Source organism: Geobacter anodireducens (assembly GCA_001628815.1).
Taxonomy (GTDB): domain Bacteria; phylum Desulfobacterota; class Desulfuromonadia; order Geobacterales; family Geobacteraceae; genus Geobacter; species Geobacter anodireducens.
Window position 1 is genome coordinate 99,094 of the sequence record CP014963.1, and the last position, 18,209, is coordinate 117,302.

The window sequence follows — 18,209 nt, forward strand, 5'->3', positions numbered from 1 at the left end:
CCCGGGGTACGATTCCGCTTCCCACGCGCCCCCGCCCCTCTTCATCTTGTCCCTTGCCCGCCTTGACAGTCCGGAGCCAATCTGGTACTGAGGTCTAAGCTGGCCTTGCGCCGCCATTTTTGTGCCCGGGGAGACGAGCGTGACCCTCTTTAGCCGCATTCCCAAGGTTGACCGCATCCTTGAGCAGGACGAAGTCAAGCGATTGCTGGCAGGCCATCCCCGCCCCACGGTTCTCGCCGCCATCCGCATGGTGCTCGATGCCCTGCGCGCCGAGGCCCGCGCAGGATCCTTGCGGGAGGAAGACCTGGAAGACGGTCCGGTTGCGGCCCGGGTCGGCCGGGAAGTGGCCCGCAGCACGGCATGCAGCCTTCGCCGGGTGGTGAATGGCACCGGCGTCGTCATTCACACGAACCTGGGGCGTTCTCCCCTGGCGGAGCGGGTGCGGCAGCGTGTCGACGACACCGCCTACGGCTACTCCAACCTGGAATTCGATCTGGAGCGGGGCGAGAGGGGGAGCCGCTACTCCCATGTGGAGAAGCTTCTTTGTGAACTGACCGGCGCAGAGGCCGCGCTCGTGGTCAACAACAACGCAGCGGCGGTTCTGCTGGCCCTGTCCGCCCTGGCCGGCGGAAAAGAGGTCATTGTCTCCCGGGGAGAACTGGTGGAGATCGGCGGGTCGTTCCGCATCCCGGACGTCATGCAGCAGGGCGGGGCCGTTCTCCGCGAGGTGGGAACCACCAACCGGACCCATCCCCGCGATTACCGCCAAGCGGTGACATCCGAAACGGGGCTTTTGCTCAAGGTTCACTCCAGCAATTTCGCGGTGGTCGGCTTTACCGCAGAGGTGACGGCCCCGGAGATGGTCGCCATCGGCCGCGAATTGGGCCTGCCGGTCATGGCCGACATCGGCAGCGGTTGTCTCATCGATCTCTCCCGCTTCGGCATCCGGGGGGAGCCCACGGTGCAGGAATTCGTCTCCGCCGGGGTGGATGTGGTCACCTTCAGCGGCGACAAACTCCTGGGCGGGCCCCAGGCGGGAATCATCGTGGGGCGCAAGGCGCATGTGGATCCCTTGAAAAAGCATCCCCTGCTCCGGGCTATCCGTATCGACAAGCTGACCCTGGCGGCCCTCGAGGGAACCCTGCGCCTCTACCGGGATGAACGCCAGGCCCTGGCGGAGATTCCAACCCTGCGGATGTTGACCGCCTCGGCCGAGGAACTACGGCTGCGTGCCCGGCAATTCATGCGTCGTTTGCGCCGCGGCATTCCCTCTTCCGTACGGCTTGCTTCCCTTGACGGTGTTTCCCAGGTGGGAGGTGGTGCCTATCCCCTGCTGGAGTTGCCCACGACACTCATCGCCGTTGACGTGGACGGGGTGTCTCCCCAGGAGATGGAGGCGCGGCTCCGGCGCATGGCCGTGCCGGTGATCGGACGCATCAACCGGGGACGCTTCCTGCTCGATGCGCGGACCCTCCTGGACGACGATGCCCCGGCGGTTGTCTCCGCCCTGCGGGAGCTGGCCGGCTGACGCGGCCGGGGGCACTCCTTCGCACTACTTTTGGCTGGTCTTTTAGCGATCCTTCGGTATAATCAGCTCATTCCGGCCCGACCGGCGCCGTTTTCCGCGCAGGCCGGGCCGTATTTGTGGCGCCGCCCAGCACGGCGCCAGGGGAAGAAACCATGGCCGTTTTCGCCCTGGTCCCGGCCGCCGGCATGGGTAAGCGGATGGGGGCCTCCATCAACAAGCAGTACCTCCTCCTTGCGGGGAAGCCGATTCTCGCCCATACCCTGAGCGTTTTCGAGGGGACGTCCTTTGTTGACGGCATATTTGTCATCACTCCCGAGGACGAGATTCCCTTCTGCCGTGAACAGGTAGTCGAACGCTACGGTTTCGCCAAGGTTCGCGGCATTGTTGCCGGCGGTGCGGAGCGCCAGCACTCGGTCCTGAACGGGCTGCGGGCCATGGAGGGGGTTGCGGCGGATGACGACGTGGTCCTTATCCATGATGGGGTCCGCCCCTTTGTCAGTGCGGACGTGCTGGCCCGGGCCGCCGCCGTGGCCCGGGAGGACGACGGAGCCCTCGTGGCCGTGCCGGCCAAGGACACGGTGAAGACGGTCGAAGACGGTATCATCACCGGCACCCCCCCCCGGGAGACCCTTTGGCTCGCCCAGACGCCCCAGGCGTTCCGCTACGCCGTCATCCGCGCGGCTCACGAAATTGCCGATGCGGAACGCTTTCTCGGCACCGACGATGCCATGCTCGTGGAGCGCCTGGGCCGTAGCGTGAGGATCGTCGTGGGAGATTACCGCAATATCAAGATCACGACGCCCGAGGACATGGTCCTGGCCGAGGCGTTTCTGAAGGAGATCGCGGCGTGAGTGGGCGACCGGCTCCGCGCGTTGCGAAAGAAAGGTGCATACCATGAGGATCGGCCACGGCTATGACGTTCACCGCCTGGTGATGGGACGAAAACTGATCGTCGGCGGCGTCGACATTCCCTACGACCTGGGCCTGCTGGGGCATTCGGATGCCGATGTGTTGCTCCACGCCATCTCAGACGCCATTCTCGGTGCCCTGGCCCTGGGAGATATCGGCAAGCATTTTCCCGACACCGATCCCCGGTACAAGGGCGCCGACAGCCGGGCACTGCTCCGCCACGTCATGGAACTGGCGGACCGGCACGGATTCCGCCTCGGCAACCTGGATGCCACCATCGTGGCCCAGCGCCCCAAGATGGCGTCCCATATCCCTCTCATGCGTGAACATATCGCCGCCGACCTGATGGCGGACCCCGATCGGGTGAACGTCAAGGCGACCACCACCGAAGAGCTTGGGTTCGCGGGGCGTGGCGAGGGGATCGCCGCCTACGCGGTGGTGCTCATGGAAGAGAAATAGCAGCCCATAGAATTGCGCGAGGACAGCCCAATGTCGACCACTGAACCAGCCCACGTCACCAACTTCCTGCGAACCATCGTCGAGGATGATCTCAAGAGCGGCAAGCACCGGACCATTGTCACCCGTTTCCCCCCCGAGCCCAATGGCTATCTCCACATCGGCCACGCCAAATCAATCTGCCTCAACTTCGGGCTGGCGCGGGATTTCGGGGGACGCTGCCATCTCCGCTTCGACGACACCAACCCGGTGAAAGAGGAGACCGAGTACATCGAGTCGATCAAGGAGAGCGTCCGGTGGCTCGGCTTCGAGTGGGGGGAGCACTGCTATTACGCCTCCGACTACTTCGAGCAACTCTACCAGTGGGCCGAATACCTCATCATGCAGGGCAAGGCCTACGTGGACGACTTGACGGCCGATGAGATCCGCTCCTACCGCGGCACCCTCACCGAGCCGGGCAAGGAGAGTCCCTACCGCAGCCGCACTGCGGAGGAAAACCTGGATCTGTTCCGCCGGATGCGGGCCGGGGAGTTTCCCGATGGAGCAAAGGTGCTGCGGGCCAGGATCGACATGGCCTCGCCCAACATCAACCTGCGGGATCCGGTCATGTACCGGATTCTCCATGCCCCGCACCCCCATGCCGGCGACAAGTGGTGTATCTACCCCATGTATGACTACGCCCATGGCCAGTCGGACGCCATCGAAGGGATCACCCACTCCGTCTGCACCCTGGAGTTCGAAGATCATAAGCCGCTTTACGAGTGGTTTCTGGATAACCTGCCGGTACCGACCCGGCCGCGTCAGTACGAGTTCGCCCGCCTGAACCTCACCTATGCGGTCATGAGCAAGCGCAAGCTGCTCCAGTTGGTGAAGGACGGCGACGTGACCGGCTGGGACGACCCACGCATGCCGACCATCATGGGCATCCGCCGCCGGGGCTTCACCCCCGGGGCGATCCGGAATTTCTGCGACACCATCGGCGTGGGACGCAGCGATAGCTGGATCGACATGAGCATTCTGGAAGAGAGCGTGCGCCAGGATCTGAACGAACGCGCCCCCCGGGTCATGGCGGTCTTGCGGCCCCTTCGGCTGGTGATCGAAAACTATCCCGAGGGGGCGGCGGAGGATCTCACCATTGCCTATCACCCCCAGCGTCCCGACCTGGGCGGCCGGCCGGTCCCCTTTGGACGGGAGCTTTTCATCGAGCGCGACGATTTCATGGAGGTCCCTCCCAAGGGGTTCAAGCGTCTTTCGCCGGGCGAAGAAATCCGCCTGCGGGGCGCGTACATCGTGAAATGCACCGGGGTGGAGCGTGATGGCGAGGGGAACGTGACCACGGTACGCTGCACCTATGATCCGGAGACCCGCAGCGGCCTTCCCGGTTCGGAGCGCAAGGTCAAGGGGGTCATTCACTGGGTCTCGGCGACCCATGCCGTGACTGCCGAGGTCAGGCTTTACGATCGGCTCTTCACCGTTCCCAACCCCTCGGGCGACGACTGGAAGGAGCTTCTCAATCCCCTGTCGGTGGAAATCGTTCGGGATTGCCGGCTGGAGCCCTCCCTGGCTCTGGCCCGGCCCGAGGATCGCTTCCAGTTCGAGCGTCAGGGATACTTCTGCGCTGACCGCGTCGATTCGCAGCCCGGCGCGCCGGTCTTCAACCGGACCGTGACGCTGCGGGATTCGTGGGCCAAGAAGTAATACGTAGAATTAAGAATCTGAAAGGGCTTTCCATGGCATTGCGCGTCTACAACACGCTTTCGGGCACAAAGGAAGATTTCGTCACGCTTGAGCCGGGCCGGGTGAAGATGTACGTCTGCGGCGTCACGGTCTATGACCACTGCCACATCGGTCACGCCCGGGCCAACGTGGTCTTCGACATGATCTACCGCTACCTCCGCCACGCAGGCTACGAGGTGACCTATGTCCGCAACTATACCGACGTGGACGACAAGATCATCAATCGGGCCAACAAGGAGGGGGTGCCGTTCAACGTCATCTCCGAGCGTTTCATTGCCGAGTTCGACCGGGATATGGCGGCTCTGGGGCTCGATCTGCCGACCTATCAGCCCAAGGCCACCGAGCACATCGCCGAGATGATCCAGGTCATCGAGCGTTTGGTGGCAAAGGGTTTTGCCTATGCCGCCGACGGAGACGTCTACTTCAGCGTTGAGGCCTTTGACCAGTACCTGAAGCTCTCCAAGCGCAACCTTGAGGAAATGCAGGCCGGCGCACGCATCGAGGTGGGAGAGAAAAAACGCCATCCCATGGACTTTGCCCTCTGGAAAGGGTCAAAGCCGGGCGAGCCCTGCTGGGATTCCCCCTGGGGCCAGGGGCGTCCCGGCTGGCACATCGAGTGCTCCGCCATGAGCATGAAATATCTGGGCGAAACCTTCGATATTCACGGCGGCGGCAAGGATCTGGTATTTCCCCACCACGAAAACGAGATTGCCCAGTCCGAGGCGGCCAATGGCAAGCCCTTTGCCCGCTACTGGATCCATAACGGCTTCGTGAACATCAATGCCGAGAAGATGAGCAAGTCCCTCGGCAATTTCTTCACCATCAAGGAGGTGCTGGAGAGCTATGACCCCGAGGTGCTCCGGTTCTTCCTCCTGTCGGCCCACTACCGTTCCCCCATTGATTTTTCGGATCAGAACCTGAAGGAGGCCGCGGCGGGGCTGGAGCGGATCTACAATGCCCTGGCCGGCATCGACGAGGCCGTGGCCGCGGGCGGCACGGGCACGGGCCGGATCGACGAGGAACTGGCCGAAAAGACGGCCGGGCTTCCGGCCCGCTTCCGTGAGGCAATGGACGACGATTTCAATACGGCCCAGGCGTTGGGCTATGTCTTTGATCTGGTGCGGACGGTCAACCGGGTGCTTGCAGAGGGTGAGAGCGGCCGGGTCGCACTGGCCGGCGCGCGGGAGGCAATCGATCGGGTGGGGGCGGTGCTTGGCCTGTTCTCGTCGGAGCCGGGCGCATTCGTGGAGCGGCTCAAAAGTCGCAAGGCAGCGGCTCTGCCCATCGAGGCCGCCGAGATCGAGCGTCTGATCGATGAGCGGAACGCGGCCCGCAAGGCCCGGGATTTCCGCCGTGCCGACGAGATTCGCGATACCCTGGCGGACCAGGGGATTCTGCTTCTGGACTCGGCCCAGGGAACAACCTGGAAGGTGAAATAGGCGCTCTGAAACGAAAAAAACGAGCCACTGCGGATCAGTTCCGCCCGGTTCGCTTCATCTGACGACGATGTGCGGGGCATCCCATGCCAGGGATGCCCCGTTTTTTTGTGAAGATCAGGCGGCCTTCTGGTCTGTAGATTGAGATTGCTCGAGCTGGACAGAGAAGAGCTCCATGGCTTCCCTCATGATGTCCGATACGCTCTTGTGGGTGGCTTCCATGATCGCCTGCAGACGATCACGCTCTTCGTCGCTGATCCTCATGGAGATAACGTTGTACCGCGGATTTTCTCTCATTTTTCCCATGTCTGGTATCCTCCGTCCATTGATTGGCATCGTTGATATCGAATTTAGGGTGTAATATGCCATATGCATGCCAAGTTTGGAGGTTAAAGAGGAGAGTTGTAACACGTTGAAATCGTTGTTAAGTTGAATATAAAAATAATCTAATAAAAATCTCTGTATACATGTCTGTGTCATGGATGGCACAGGTTTGGCCAAAAATGCACACTATGGTCTGTCTTCCCGTGGCATATCCCGCACGTCCTTTTCCTTGAGGCGATACTTGTCGAGCAGTCGGTAAAAAGTGCGACGGGGGATGTTGGCGAGCCGCGCCGCGCGGCTCACGTTGCCGTTGGCTTCGGCCAGGTAGCGTTGGATCAGCTTCTTCTCGAGTTTGACCACATGTCTTTCGCGCTCGGCCCGGAAGGAGGACCGCATGTCCAGGTCGGCGGTCGGGCTTCCTTCCAGGTTTTCCGAAAGGGCCAGAGGGAGGTTCTCCAAGTGGATGACATCGTCGTGGGCAAGGACCGCGGCCCGCTCGATGACGTTCTGCATCTCGCGGATGTTGCCGGGCCAGGGGTACGTGGTGAGGGCGATCACGGCCCGCTCTTCGATGGCGGAGAGCCGCTTGTTCAGTTTGGTGCTGGCCTTTTCCATGAAGTGGTGCGCCAGGATCGGAATCGACTCCACCCGGTTGCGCAGGGGCGGCATGGTGATGGTAAAGACGTTGAGGCGATAATACAGATCCTCGCGGAACCAGCCCTCGCGCACTCCTTCTTCGAGGTTGCGATTGGTTGCGGCGATGAGGCGTACGTCCACCTTGCGTGCGGCCGTGCCCCCCACGGGGCGGACCTCGCCCGTATCGAGGACCCGCAGCAGCTCCGCCTGTAGCTTCGGCGTAATATCGCCGATTTCGTCCAGGAAGATGGTGCCGCCGTCGGCTGCCTCGAACAGCCCCTTTTTCTCGGCGATGGCGCCGGTGAAGGCCCCCCGTTTGTGTCCGAAGAGCTCGCTCTCCAGAAGGGAGTCGGTGATGGTGGTGCAGTTCAGGGTCACCAACGGCTTGTCGTTGCGCTTGCTGAAACGATGAATGGCCCGGGCGGTGAGTTCCTTGCCGGTCCCCGACTCGCCCCGGATCAGAACCGTTGTCGGCGTCGGCCCCACCTGCTTGATGAGGTCGAGGACTTCCAGGGTCTTGCGGTCGTTGCCGACGATGAATTCGTCGGTGTACTCGCGGTCGAGCTCCCGGCGGGCGAGCTCGTACTTCTGGATCAGGCGCCCCCGGTCTTCTTCCAGTTGCTGGAGGTTGTAGGGAAGGCACATCTCGATCTCGGCCAGACCCTGGTAGACCGCCGCGGCGTACTCGCGGCAGGTGCGGTAGCCGCAGGCGCGGCAATTGAGTTCGTCCTTGACCGAATACTTGCTGGTGGCCTGGAGAATCTTGCGGACGTCGTTCCCCTTCGGCGACTCCAGGCGCGCGTGCTTGCTGGCAAACGTGCGGGTCAGGCCGGCCTGCTCGCGGGGGGAGAGGTGGTGGGGGGCTGTCTCGTGGGGGATATCCTGCTTGTAGTGGTTGATGATCAGGTTGCGGCGGTAGAACTCGGTCAGATCGCTGTTGCGGCCGGGGCCGCCGATGCACCCGTCATAGCAGAAGCGCAGGTCGGCAAAGCGGGGGGCGATCCTGCCGGCAGCCATGTCCTTGATGATGCCCATGACGTTCACCTCGCCACAGGCGGAAACTACCTCGGTGTCCAGGGGGTTCGACGGCATGGAGAACGACCGGAACGTCCCCCCGTTGATGGGGAAAAGCCTGCCCACCGTAGGTGTGAGCCCGTCAAAGGGAAGCGCCTCAAGGGTCGGGAGGGAAATCTGCCGGCTGCGGAAAATGCCCTCCAGCTCGCGATAGGTGAGCACAATGTCTATGGCTCCCCGCGTTTCCGTCATCTGGGTTTCAAACTTTGCGGCAATGCAGGAACTGATATAGACCACCTTGGCCTTGGGGCCAAGAACTCCCTTGAGATAGCGCCCCATGGCAATCATGGGCGAAACGACGGGCACCAGGTTCCTGAGCAGTTTCGGGTAGTGTCGTTCGATCAGGTCGACGATGGCCGGGCAGTGGGACGAAATGTGGGTCCGGTCGTTGTCGCCGGTGATGCGGGCATAGTCCCCGGCAATCAGTTCAGCGCCGTAGGCCCCTTCGTGGACTTGGCGGAAGCCGATCCGCTTGAGGCCGGCCACCAGTTTGCCAGGTGCAACGTTGTGAAAAAAGGCCGGAAATGATGAGCCGAGCACGGCTATCACCTCGTCTTCCGAGGTGAGGAGGCTCTCGGTGACGCCCACCTTGTCGGCCACCATCTTTGCGCGTTGGGGGCAGTTGCTCAGGCAGTTGCCGCAACCGATGCAGCGGTCGAAGATGATCTCGGTGTAGCGCTTTTCAACCTTGATCGCCTTGACCGGGCAGCTCCTGACGCAGCAGTAGCACTTGCGGCACTTTTCCTTGTCGGTAATGATCGGCTCCATGGCACCTCCTGTACACATGCACCATACACCATGGAAAGGCGGTGTGCAATAAGTGACACACAAAGTATACACTGTGCCAAGTGTGGCGCAGTGGGCTGGTGGCAAAAAAACACCCTAGCGACTAGGAGGGAAAGTCGGCTAGGGCATAATGAGGATCTCTCGACCCTCGCAACTCTTTTTCTATCTAAACTATAACGCGATCATTCTGGCTCCGCAAGTAAATAGGACAAGATAATTTGTTGTATTTAAAGAGTTTTTCATGTGAACGCTCTCGTGGCCCGCATGTCGTTGTCGATCGGCCCGGCCCGATTGCGCGCGCCCCTGCGATTGTGGTATAACCTCCACAACCCCCGCAGAGGGGATTCTCATCCCCAAAGGAGAATCGACCATGGACCTGAGCATGGACGAGCATAAACTCATCATCGAATTCAGGCGCCTGTCGGACAGCGGCAGAAAGAGCCTGCTTGATCGTGCCGCCGTGCTTGTGCGGCAGGAACTGGACAGGGGCGAGCCGGACAGCCCCGCCCCAGAGAACCGCTGCTCCGTACCCCAGAGCGAGAAGCGCCCTGAAACGGCAAAGGAGCCGATTTTCACGGAATAGATGTCCGCCATGGCGCGGCCGTCCGACGCAAGTCGGACATCGCGCCGTTTTCAGCGCCGTTTCGAGCCCAGCACGCCATGCATATGCCCCGTACCCTTGTCAGGATCATAGTCGTTTTTCTTGTCACGTTCCTTCTCCAGTCCACTGCCCGGGCCGGGGATTCCCGGCTGTCCGCGCCACTCCTGGCGAAGCCGCCCGGGGGCGAGCGGTGGTTCGGCATCTTCATGGGCGGTGAGCGGACCGGCTTCGGCCGGCAGGTGATAACCGCGGTGGACGACGGCTACGAGATGACGGTGGAGGGGAGCGTCAGGATGGTTGTCCTCGGCTTTTCGCGCGAGGCGGCTTCCCGCGAGGTCTATCGGGTGGGGCGTGACCTTGCCCTCCGCTCCTTCCGGGTGGAGCAGGTGCTCGACGGTACTCCCCAGCGGCTGGAAGGCGAAACGACGCCGTCGGGCGTGAAGGTATGGCTCGAACGGGGAGGCAGCCGGAGGGAGAAGCTCCTCAAGACCAAGGGGGCAGTATACCCGCCGCCGGCCCTGAACCTCTATCCGCTCATGAAAGGGGCCGTTGCGGGAAGGCGCTACAAGGTAACCATGCTCGATGTGGAAGGTGTTTCCCTGAAAAGCGTCGCCATCACCGTGCAGGGGGCGGATACTGCGGCAGGCGGGATACAGGCCGTCCACATGGTGAACGACCTCTACCCCATGGTCGACAATGAAGTCTGGGTGGACCGGGATGGGAACACCCTCCGCGAGTCGGTGCGTGACGGCCTGGTGGAGACCGTGGCCGAGGACGGCGACGCAGGGCGGCGATTCCTGGCCGAAGCCACCCTGTCCCGGCGTGACATGATCCTCGACTTCAGCCTCGTGCGGCTGAATCCTCCCCTCGAGCGGGTCCGGGCGCTCAAGAGTCTCGTGATCAATCTTGAGGGAATCCCCCGGGAGATGTCGCTGCCCGATGGGGGAGGGCAGAGCGTGCGGCGTCTGGGCGACGGACGCGTGCAGGTCACGGTGGAGCCGGTGGTGCCGTCCGCTACGGCGGGTGGAGACAGCGCACCTGCGGTTGATGCTGCTGCCCTGGCTCCCTGGCTGGCCCCTACCGATCTCCTGCCGGCGGATCATCCCGAGATCGTGGCCACGGCCCGGCGGGTGATCGGGGATGAGGCCTCCGCCCGAGGCCGGCTGGCAAAGCTGGTGACCTGGGTGAGCAGCTACGTGAAAGACAGTGTCACCGATGCCCCGTCTCCCCTCGACACGCTTGCCTCACGCACGGGCAACTGCCAGTCGCATGCCCGCCTTTTCGTCTCCCTGGCCCGTGCTGCGGGCATTCCGGCGCGGTTCGTGTCAGGACTCGTCGCCCTGGACGGAAAGGGCCTGCTCTATCACAGTTGGGCCGAGGTCCTTGTGGATGGCGCCTGGCAACAGGTGGACCCTACCTTTGACCAGGTGCCTGCCGATGCCTCCCATGTGAAGTTGGTGGAGGGGGAAAGCCCCGACCGGCTGGCGGTCATTGCCGCCGTGGTCGGCAGGATCAGGGCCCGGGTGGTTGAAATGAAGTAGGAAATTCCTTGGCGTAGCGTCGCAGCACCTGCTCCACCCGCCGCTTTGCAGCAGCGGTGACCGGCCCGACGGCCACGAGGTTGAGGGCGGCCGGGGCAAAGAGCCGCCATGCGACCGCCTGGAGGGTGGCCTCGTCCACGGCCCCCATCTCGGCCCGCTCCTCGTCGATTCCCTTGACCATTCCCATCAGCTCGCCCCACCCGTAGCGCGCCTGCATCTCGAAGGTTGAGTCTTCGCTATAGGCGAGGTCAAAGAAATATCCCTGCCGAACCCGGCGGAGTTCCTCCGCGCCAACCGGCTCCGTAGCCAGTTTCCGGGTTTCCTCAAGGACCTCCTCCACGGCAGTGAGCAGATTTTCCGGTGCAGTGGACAGCTCGATGGAAAAGCAGCCGGTCTCGTCGTAGGCGGCAACCTGGGCGTCAACGGAGTAGACGATGCCGAGCCGCTCCCGCAGGTTCAGGTGGAGGCGCGAGCAGCCACCTCCCGCCAGAACGCGCCGCAGGAGACGGGTTGCCGCCAACTGCGGGTCGGGGCGGGAGAATCCGCGAAAGGTTATCTGCAGATTCACCTGGCTGTCTGCGTCCTTCACGAAGAGGTTGCGGGGTTCGTCCTGGTCCGACGGGGGCGGCAGCCGGCCGGGTGCCGCCGGTCCCGCCCAGGTGCCGAAGGCATCGGCGACGGCTCCGAAGACATCGTCGGCCTTGACCCGTCCGGCTGCTACGACCACCGCGTTGGTGGGCACGTAGTAGCGGGCCATGTGCCCCCTCAGGTCGGCCTCGGTGATGGCCGAGATGGTGTCCAGGTAGCCGATGGTCGGCATGCCGAGGGGGTGGCCGGGCCAGAGCATGCTGCTGGAGAGGTTGTCGGGGTTGATGTCGTCACCGTGGTCGTTGATGTCTTCCAGGGCTTCCTCGGTGATGATCCGCTTTTCGATATCAATGCCCGGAAAGGTCGGCGTGAGGATCATGGCTGCCAACAGGCGCAGCCCTTCGGCCACATGATCGGGGTGGACGCGGGAATAGTAGCTGGTGGATTCGGCGTCGGTCGCGGCATTGACGCAGCCGCCGATAGCCTCGAAGGCGGCCTCCAGCTCCAGGTTGGTGGGGTGCTCGGCGGTGCCCCGGAAGAGCATGTGCTCCAGGAAATGGGCGAGACCGGCCGTGGCACGGCTGTCGTCGCGTCCGCCGACGCGTACGTAGACCGCGATCTCGGTGCTGTGAAGGTGGGGCATTTCCACCGCCACCACGCGCAGGCCGTTGGGGAGGGTTTTCCGGTGGGCGGCTGCTGTCATCGGGCCTCGGCGCTGATGGCCCGGATGGCGTCGAATACGACCCCGTCGTACTTGTCGCGGGAGAGGGCCAGGGCCACGGGGGGGATGCGCAGCAACGACTTGACGAGGCCGAAGCGCATGTCGCGGGGAAGGATGTCGATGTAGCGGACGAGGTTTTCCTCCTGATCCGGCGCCAGTGCCCCGTTGCCCGTGAGGGTGGTGACGATGTCGCTCATGGTGACCGCCTGCTGGTCGTCCCGCTGGGCCCTGAGCTTTTCCGCCACGCTGTCCCAGTGATTGAGCACTTCGGCGGCGGTTACGGGCCGGGCCGCATGGTCGGCGCACCAGCGCAGGAAGGCGATGGCAGCCTCCTTGCCGATGATGCCGGCGTAGATCTCCATCTCCAGTTCCCGGGGGAAACGGCACTGCCGGCGCAGGATACTCACCATTTCCCAGCCCCGCTCGGTGGGTTCGGCGTCCATCTCCAGGGGGCTTCCCTGGCTGGCCAGGAGCGAGGTGTTGGCCGCCAGGAACCGGCGCACCCCCTGGTCCAGGTCCCTGGCCGCGGCGTAGCGGGCCCAGCACTGGTAGTCGGTTTCCACGTAGAGCATCACCATCCGGTCGATGAGGGCCCGGTCAAGGGTCGCCACCTGGTAGGTGCCGTCAGGCGGGTTGATGGTCACCACCACCTTGTGCCGGGGGTGGAGGGTGTGAGTGTGGAGCGCACGGCGGTTTCCCTCGGAAGGGGGCTCCACGAACTGGAAGATGGCCTGGAGGGTGTCCTCCTGCTGGGCACGGTTCAGCTCATCGCAGTGGATGAGCGTGTCCGGGGCGCCGTCGTCTGGCCACCAGCAGGGACGCGACCAGTACATGACGTCCTTTTCGCGATAGGGGATGCCCACCAGATCCCCCACCTCCATCTGGCCGAGGCGAACGGCTGGTAGCGGCGGCCGGTCTCCCGGCAGAGCTGTACGATGCCGGCGGTTTTGCCGACCCCCCGGTGGCCGACGATGCACGGCGTCAGGTCGGTCCTGGCGAGGATCTCCCGCAGGACCACCTTCATTTGTTCGACATTCATTGCGTTGTCCGACCTCGTTGCGAATATGTTTCAACCATAGCATGTTTTCAACGGGCAGGTCCATACTTCCGCCGGCACGTTCGGGGGAACGCCCTTGACTCGGTCCGGGCGAAGTGCTATAACCCCTCCCTTTGCAGGCGTCGGCAGACGGATTAACGGCCATTGGCCACGAGGGTACCAATGATGAGCGGCAGACCGATTTCAGCGGGAGATATCATAGAGGCGCGCTGTACCAAGTGCAGGGCGGTGTTCAATCACACCATCGTGGCCATGGTGGGGACGCGGGTAGTGCGGGTCCAGTGCAACACCTGCGGCGGCCAGCACAACTACCACTCGCCCCAGGAAGAGAAGAAAACGGCGACGCGCCGTCCGGCCGGGGAGAAGCCGCGCCGGGCTTCGGCCGCGGCGGGCCCTTCGGAATGGGAGCACGCCATGGAGGGGCGCGATCCGGCCTCAGCGGCCTCCTATGCCATGGACGCCTCCTTCCGGGTCGATGCGCTGGTGAACCATCCGACGTTCGGCATCGGCATCGTGACGGCGGTCATCAAGCCGAATAAGGTCGAAATCCTGTTTCGGGACGGGAAGAAACTGTTGCGCTGCAGTCTCTGACTCACGTCCCCTCGGGCGGAGGCGGGCTCGCGTCTCTGCCCGGAGGGCACTGTTCCGGAGGCAGCGTGAAAAAGAACGCCGCCCCCCGGTCCGGTTCCGCATCGGCCCAGATGTCCCCCCCGTGACGGTGGATGATCCGCTGCACGGTGGCGAGCCCGATGCCGGTTCCCTCGAACTCAACCGGTGAATGGAGTCGCTGGAAGGCGCCGAAGAGCTTATCGGCGAAGGCCATGTCGAACCCTACGCCGTTGTCGCGCACCAGAAACGCGTCGCGTCCGTTGCGCCGCTCCACAGCCACCTCGATGACCGCACGTTCCCGTTTCGAGCTGTACTTCCAGGCATTGCCGATGAGATTTTGGAGCACGAGCAGGAGCAGCCGGCGGTCACCCCAGGCGGTCATTCCCTCCGTGATCCGCACATCGATGTTCCGGCCGTCATCCCCTTCGCGCAGATCCTCGATCACACCCCTGGCCAACTCCGTCAGATCAACCCGTTCGCACTCCATCTCCGCCCGGGACACCCGCGACAGCTCCAGCAGGTCGTCGATGAGTTGCCCCATGCGGTGGCTTGCCGCCTGAAGGCGTTGCAGGAAATGCTGCCCCTGCTCGTCCAACAGGTGCAGATAGTCCTCCAGAAGAATCCGGCTGTAGCTGTTGATGTGCCGCAGGGGTGCCCGCAGATCGTGGGAGACCGAGTAGCAGAACGACTCCAGTTCCCGGTTGGAGCTCTCCAACTGGGCGGTCCGCTCCCGGACCCGCTCCTCCAGGGCGACGTTGAGCCTGAGGATTTCTTCCTGCACCTCCTTCAGGTGGGTGATGTCGTTGCCGATGCTCAGGATCTCCCGCAGGTTGCCCCGCTCGTCCGTCAGGGGCTTGTTGGCCCAACTGATCCAGACCCGTTCGCCGTTGCGCAGGATGTTCTCGTTGACGTTGTGGGTGTATCTGTCCGGGTTACCACAGACTTCCCCGACCATGACCGCCAGATCCCTGCCCGTCGATTCCCGTTCCGGGGTGATGGTACCCACGACGTTTTTGCCCACGAGCTCTGTGGCCGGGTACCCGAAAAAGCCCTCGGCGAACTCGTTCGCGTAGGTTATGTTCCCGCCCGTATCGAAGCGCAGGATGATGCTGTTGGCGTTCTGCACCAACTGACGGTACTCCTGCTCGGAGGTGCGGAGCCTGCGCTCAAGCAGGGTGCGCTGGCGCAGCATGGCGACGAGCAGGGCAATGATGCCGCACAGCACCAGGAAGGCCGCCGCGGCAATGGCCAGTTCGCGGCGGTAGGTATGCAGGGGGCGGTTCGGCTCGTTGACGATTTCGCTCCCGGCCGGCAGGCTGTCGCGGTTGATGCCGAAGCGCTCCAGCTCGCGGTAGTCGAAGCGGAGGACCGGCGGGACCGCGCGATCTATCCCGATGGTTTCGGGCCGTTCGCCCCTGAGGATGCGCAACGCCATCCGTCCGGCGGCTTCTCCCTGCTGCCGGCCGGACAGCAGGCTGCCGCCGACGATGCCCTTGCCCAGTTGGAAGGTCCAGAGGCCGTAAATGGGGACGTTGGTCCGGTCATGCACGAACCTCAGGACCTCTTCATAGGTGAAGGACCGTCCCTGACGGTCCCGGTTGAAGGCGCCAAGGACGATCAGGCTGTCGTTGCCCAGGCGTTCAACGGCCGTGGCCAGCTCCGTCATGGTCACATTCTGGATTATTTCGATGCTGGCCCGGGCGCGGTAATGACCCATGGCCTGCCGGACGCCGTCGGCGATGACCCGGCCGGTTTCGGTCGTATCGCTGATGACAACCACCCGGCGGCGGTCGGGATGGAGGGAGAGGGCGAGAGTGATGGTCCTGAGTGGATCGGCTTCCTCCACGACGCCGGTGATGTTGGTCCGTCCGGCCAGGGTGCTGTCGGAAAATCCGTTCAGGCCGCAGAACACGATGGCCGCTTGGGGAAAGATCTCGGCCCGGTGGTTGGCGGCAAAGTCGAAGGCGGCATTGTCGGTGGCGACGACCACCTGGAGGTCGGTGCCGGCATACTTGTGGCGGAAGAGGTCCGTAAGGAGCCGTTCGTAGGCCGGTCCGCCGTAACGCTTGGCATCCAGGTATTCCACAAACGGGTCCGCATCCGGATCGGCCTTCCTGAAGGCTGCCATGATGCCGGCCGTCTCTTCGCTGGTCCAGGTGAAGCCGGGATGGTACGAGTGCAGCACAAGGATCCTGCCGAGGAGGGAGCCGGGAGCGGATGCGTGGGCCGTCTGGGCGGGAGAAAGGGCGAGAAGGAGGGCCAGGACCGCAAGGACTGGCGCGGATGGGCGCCGCAGGCTCGCCCACGACCGTTCGAGGTATGCCCGGAGTGAACGCAACCCGGGGAAGCGGTTGGCTGCCGTGAGAATCATCCTGTGTTCTCCGGGTAAGGCCGTAGCCGTACCCTGTTCCAGAGGATGCGGCGTCTGCGGTCAGAAGGCCGGAGGGGCTGCATCCCGGGAAGCGGAACTGCTTCCAATTACCTTCGATGCCTTGCGGCGCGCCTTGTCGGCGTACATGCGCTGGTCCGCCAGGCGCCAGGTTTGGTCGAGGGTGAGTGGCGCCGTGGCCGTTGCCGTGCCCAGGGAAAGGCTGAGCTCGGGAGAATCTCCATCGGAGTTGAGCAGGGCTACGGTTTCCCGGACCCGCTCCAGTGCCTCCAGCGCCGTTTCGTGGTCGGAGCCCTCCATGATGACGGCAAATTCGTCGCCACCGACCCGCGCCACCACGTCTTCGGACCGGAATGCCGCCCGCAGGGCCTGGGCCGCCTTGACGATGAGGGTGTCGCCCGCAGTGTGGCCGAAGGTGTCGTTCGCCGCCTTGAGATTGTCCACGTCGACCATCACCATGCTCACGGGGAAGTGCCGCCCCCGGTCGATCCGCTGCATCTCCGCCTCGAAAAAGAGCCGGTTGTAGAGGCCGGTCAGGGAGTCGTGGTTGGAGAGATGGACGAGCCGGTCTTCCTTTTCGATGAGCCGGTTAACGAGGCCGTTGAATGCCTCGGCCACCCGTTCGATCTCATCACCCGAACGGATCAGTACGTTGCGGTGGGCGCCGCTGTCCTCGGCTCCCCGGATCTGGCGCTCCAGCGCGAGGATCGGCAGTGTCAGGCGGCGCATGAGGAGCCAGATGGCGGCCGCGCTCAGGAGTCCCCAGGGGATGACAGCCATCCATGCCGAACGCTCCGCCATGCGGAGCGGCGCATAGGCCTCGTCCTCCGGCAGGTCGGCCGCAAGGGTCCACGTGGTCTGGCGCAGCTTTTTCAGGGTGCTCAGCATGGCAGTGTCGCTGGCAACGGTTTCGACCGAGATGACGTCTCCCTTGGGCAGGGAGGATGCCAGGTGCAGGATTTCCGGCTTGACACTCTGCTGCAGGATGCTTTCCCGTTGGGGATGCATGATCAGGGCGCCGTCATCGGCAAACAGGTAAAAGATACCTTCCTTGCCGATGCGGGTAGAGGCCAGGGAGCCGATGAAATTCCCTTTGAGCAGGTCCATGCTCCCCCCGAGTATGGCGACGAGGGTTCCGTTCGGCGTAAAGACCGGGGCAGTGAACATGACGGTGGGATGGTGGTGGGGCTGGCTCGACACGAAGGGCCGCGAGATGTAGGGGCGCTCCGAGACCCTGGTCTGCCGGATGTACTCGCGGGCGGAGAAGTCGAGGCCGGTGCGCTGCAGCCCCTGATTGGTCTCGGCCAGCAGGATTCCGTCGGGCGTGAACACGAACGCTCCGTTATCGAAGAACGCGGCCAGCAGGGGATAGCGCTGGAGAAAGCGCCGGGCGTTCCCGGGGGACGTCACGTCGTCGGCGGTGGCCAGGCGAGCGATACTTATGAGGGCATCGTGGCTGCCCTGGAGCTTTTCGTCTATCTCTGCGCCGACCCGGGACAGCAGGGTCGCCTGGTGGGTATTCACCACATCCCGCAGCGACTTGCCGAAGAACTCGAGCGTCAGGTAGATCGCCGCGGGTGTCGTGGTAAAGAAGACGAAAAGCACGAAGAGGGCTGTCTTGGTTTTAAGGCTTGCTCGTCTCATTGGCGCCGCCGTAGGAAAAGGATGGTACCCGGTAGTATACCATTTCGTCACCATAGTTTCATTGCTTGAGCTTTTTTGCATCCGAAGTGACACTAGCTTGTGCTGTCCGGCAATAAAACCGCTTTTCCCCTGCCGGTGAAGGTGGTACTCTCCTCCCATTTCGCGGAGGATGG

General features: G+C 63.4%; 13 protein-coding genes and 1 pseudogene. 8 read left to right on the forward strand and 6 right to left on the reverse strand.

Annotated elements, in window-relative coordinates; genetic code table 11:
- Positions 1-139 precede the first annotated feature (139 nt).
- The 5 genes from A2G06_00420 to cysS all read left to right on the forward strand — a co-directional run bounded on the left by A2G06_00420 (position 140) and on the right by cysS (position 6,069).
- Positions 140-1,528, forward strand: coding sequence for an L-seryl-tRNA(Sec) selenium transferase (locus tag A2G06_00420; GenBank protein ANA39111.1), 1,389 nt, complete (start codon positions 140-142; stop codon positions 1,526-1,528).
- Between the two features lie 152 nt (positions 1,529-1,680).
- On the forward strand, positions 1,681-2,379 hold the full coding sequence (locus A2G06_00425; GenBank protein ID ANA39112.1) for a 2-C-methyl-D-erythritol 4-phosphate cytidylyltransferase: 699 nt from the start codon (positions 1,681-1,683) through the stop codon (positions 2,377-2,379).
- A gap of 43 nt (positions 2,380-2,422) precedes the next feature.
- The gene (locus A2G06_00430; protein ANA39113.1) at positions 2,423-2,896 is read left to right on the forward strand and encodes a 2-C-methyl-D-erythritol 2,4-cyclodiphosphate synthase; all 474 of its coding nucleotides are present in this window, start codon (positions 2,423-2,425) and stop codon (positions 2,894-2,896) included.
- A 30-nt stretch (positions 2,897-2,926) separates the two neighbouring features.
- Positions 2,927-4,591, forward strand: coding sequence for a glutamine--tRNA ligase (locus A2G06_00435; GenBank protein ANA39114.1), 1,665 nt, complete (start codon positions 2,927-2,929; stop codon positions 4,589-4,591).
- 32 nt (positions 4,592-4,623) lie between these two features.
- Positions 4,624-6,069, forward strand: coding sequence for a cysteine--tRNA ligase (gene cysS, locus A2G06_00440; protein ID ANA39115.1), 1,446 nt, complete (start codon positions 4,624-4,626; stop codon positions 6,067-6,069).
- A gap of 114 nt (positions 6,070-6,183) precedes the next feature.
- Here the strand turns inward: cysS and A2G06_00445 are convergent, their stop codons facing one another.
- A complete protein-coding gene (locus A2G06_00445) occupies positions 6,184-6,372 on the reverse strand; it encodes a hydrogenase expression protein HypE (GenBank protein ANA39116.1) in 189 nt (62 codons plus the stop codon).
- 204 nt (positions 6,373-6,576) lie between these two features.
- Positions 6,577-8,868, reverse strand: coding sequence for a sigma-54-dependent Fis family transcriptional regulator (locus tag A2G06_00450; GenBank protein ID ANA39117.1), 2,292 nt, complete (start codon positions 8,866-8,868; stop codon positions 6,577-6,579).
- Between the two features lie 388 nt (positions 8,869-9,256).
- Here A2G06_00450 and A2G06_00455 point away from each other — a divergent pair, with 388 nt between their 5' ends.
- Together A2G06_00455 and A2G06_00460 are read left to right on the forward strand one after the other, a co-directional pair.
- On the forward strand, positions 9,257-9,469 hold the full coding sequence (locus A2G06_00455; GenBank protein ID ANA39118.1) for a hypothetical protein: 213 nt from the start codon (positions 9,257-9,259) through the stop codon (positions 9,467-9,469).
- Between the two features lie 77 nt (positions 9,470-9,546).
- Positions 9,547-11,028 (forward strand): transglutaminase, encoded by a 1,482-nt coding sequence (locus A2G06_00460; GenBank protein ID ANA39119.1) that lies wholly within the window; start codon positions 9,547-9,549, stop codon positions 11,026-11,028.
- Here A2G06_00460 and A2G06_00465 read toward each other — a convergent pair.
- Both A2G06_00465 and A2G06_00470 read right to left on the reverse strand, forming a co-directional pair.
- Positions 11,000-12,319: a peptidase M16 gene (locus A2G06_00465; protein ID ANA39120.1), complete on the reverse strand. Its 1,320-nt coding sequence runs from the start codon at positions 12,317-12,319 to the stop codon at positions 11,000-11,002. The genes A2G06_00460 and A2G06_00465 overlap by 29 nt on opposite strands.
- Positions 12,316-13,376, reverse strand: a pseudogene (locus tag A2G06_00470) (hypothetical protein). Before A2G06_00470 ends, A2G06_00465 begins: the two are co-directional and overlap by 4 nt.
- Positions 13,377-13,559: 183 nt before the next feature.
- Between A2G06_00470 and A2G06_00475 the strand changes: the two are divergent.
- Positions 13,560-13,985 carry a hypothetical protein gene (locus A2G06_00475; protein ID ANA41551.1) on the forward strand — a complete coding sequence of 142 codons (426 nt, stop codon included), beginning with the start codon at positions 13,560-13,562 and terminating at the stop codon, positions 13,983-13,985.
- A 1-nt stretch (position 13,986) separates the two neighbouring features.
- On the opposite strand, the gene A2G06_00480 is transcribed toward A2G06_00475, so the two are convergent.
- Positions 13,987-16,374 carry a histidine kinase gene (locus tag A2G06_00480; protein ID ANA39121.1) on the reverse strand — a complete coding sequence of 796 codons (2,388 nt, stop codon included), beginning with the start codon at positions 16,372-16,374 and terminating at the stop codon, positions 13,987-13,989.
- 60 nt (positions 16,375-16,434) lie between these two features.
- Positions 16,435-18,036 carry a diguanylate cyclase gene (locus A2G06_00485; GenBank protein ID ANA39122.1) on the reverse strand — a complete coding sequence of 534 codons (1,602 nt, stop codon included), beginning with the start codon at positions 18,034-18,036 and terminating at the stop codon, positions 16,435-16,437.
- Between the last annotated feature and the right edge of the window lie 173 nt (positions 18,037-18,209).

Bases quoted from the DNA above. Each gene is read 5' to 3' on its own strand.
- A2G06_00425 (ANA39112.1), top strand. From the start codon at position 1,681: ATGGCCGTTTTCGCCCTGGTCCCGGCCGCCGGCATGGGTAAGCGGATG.
- A2G06_00430 (ANA39113.1), top strand. From the start codon at position 2,423: ATGAGGATCGGCCACGGCTATGACGTTCACCGCCTGGTGATGGGACGA.
- A2G06_00435 (ANA39114.1), top strand. From the start codon at position 2,927: ATGTCGACCACTGAACCAGCCCACGTCACCAACTTCCTGCGAACCATC.
- cysS (ANA39115.1), top strand. From the start codon at position 4,624: ATGGCATTGCGCGTCTACAACACGCTTTCGGGCACAAAGGAAGATTTC.
- A2G06_00445 (ANA39116.1), bottom strand. From the start codon at position 6,372: ATGGGAAAAATGAGAGAAAATCCGCGGTACAACGTTATCTCCATGAGG.
- A2G06_00450 (ANA39117.1), bottom strand. From the start codon at position 8,868: ATGGAGCCGATCATTACCGACAAGGAAAAGTGCCGCAAGTGCTACTGC.
- A2G06_00455 (ANA39118.1), top strand. From the start codon at position 9,257: ATGGACCTGAGCATGGACGAGCATAAACTCATCATCGAATTCAGGCGC.
- A2G06_00460 (ANA39119.1), top strand. From the start codon at position 9,547: ATGCATATGCCCCGTACCCTTGTCAGGATCATAGTCGTTTTTCTTGTC.
- A2G06_00465 (ANA39120.1), bottom strand. From the start codon at position 12,319: ATGACAGCAGCCGCCCACCGGAAAACCCTCCCCAACGGCCTGCGCGTG.
- A2G06_00475 (ANA41551.1), top strand. From the start codon at position 13,560: ATGAGCGGCAGACCGATTTCAGCGGGAGATATCATAGAGGCGCGCTGT.
- A2G06_00480 (ANA39121.1), bottom strand. From the start codon at position 16,374: ATGATTCTCACGGCAGCCAACCGCTTCCCCGGGTTGCGTTCACTCCGG.
- A2G06_00485 (ANA39122.1), bottom strand. From the start codon at position 18,036: ATGAGACGAGCAAGCCTTAAAACCAAGACAGCCCTCTTCGTGCTTTTC.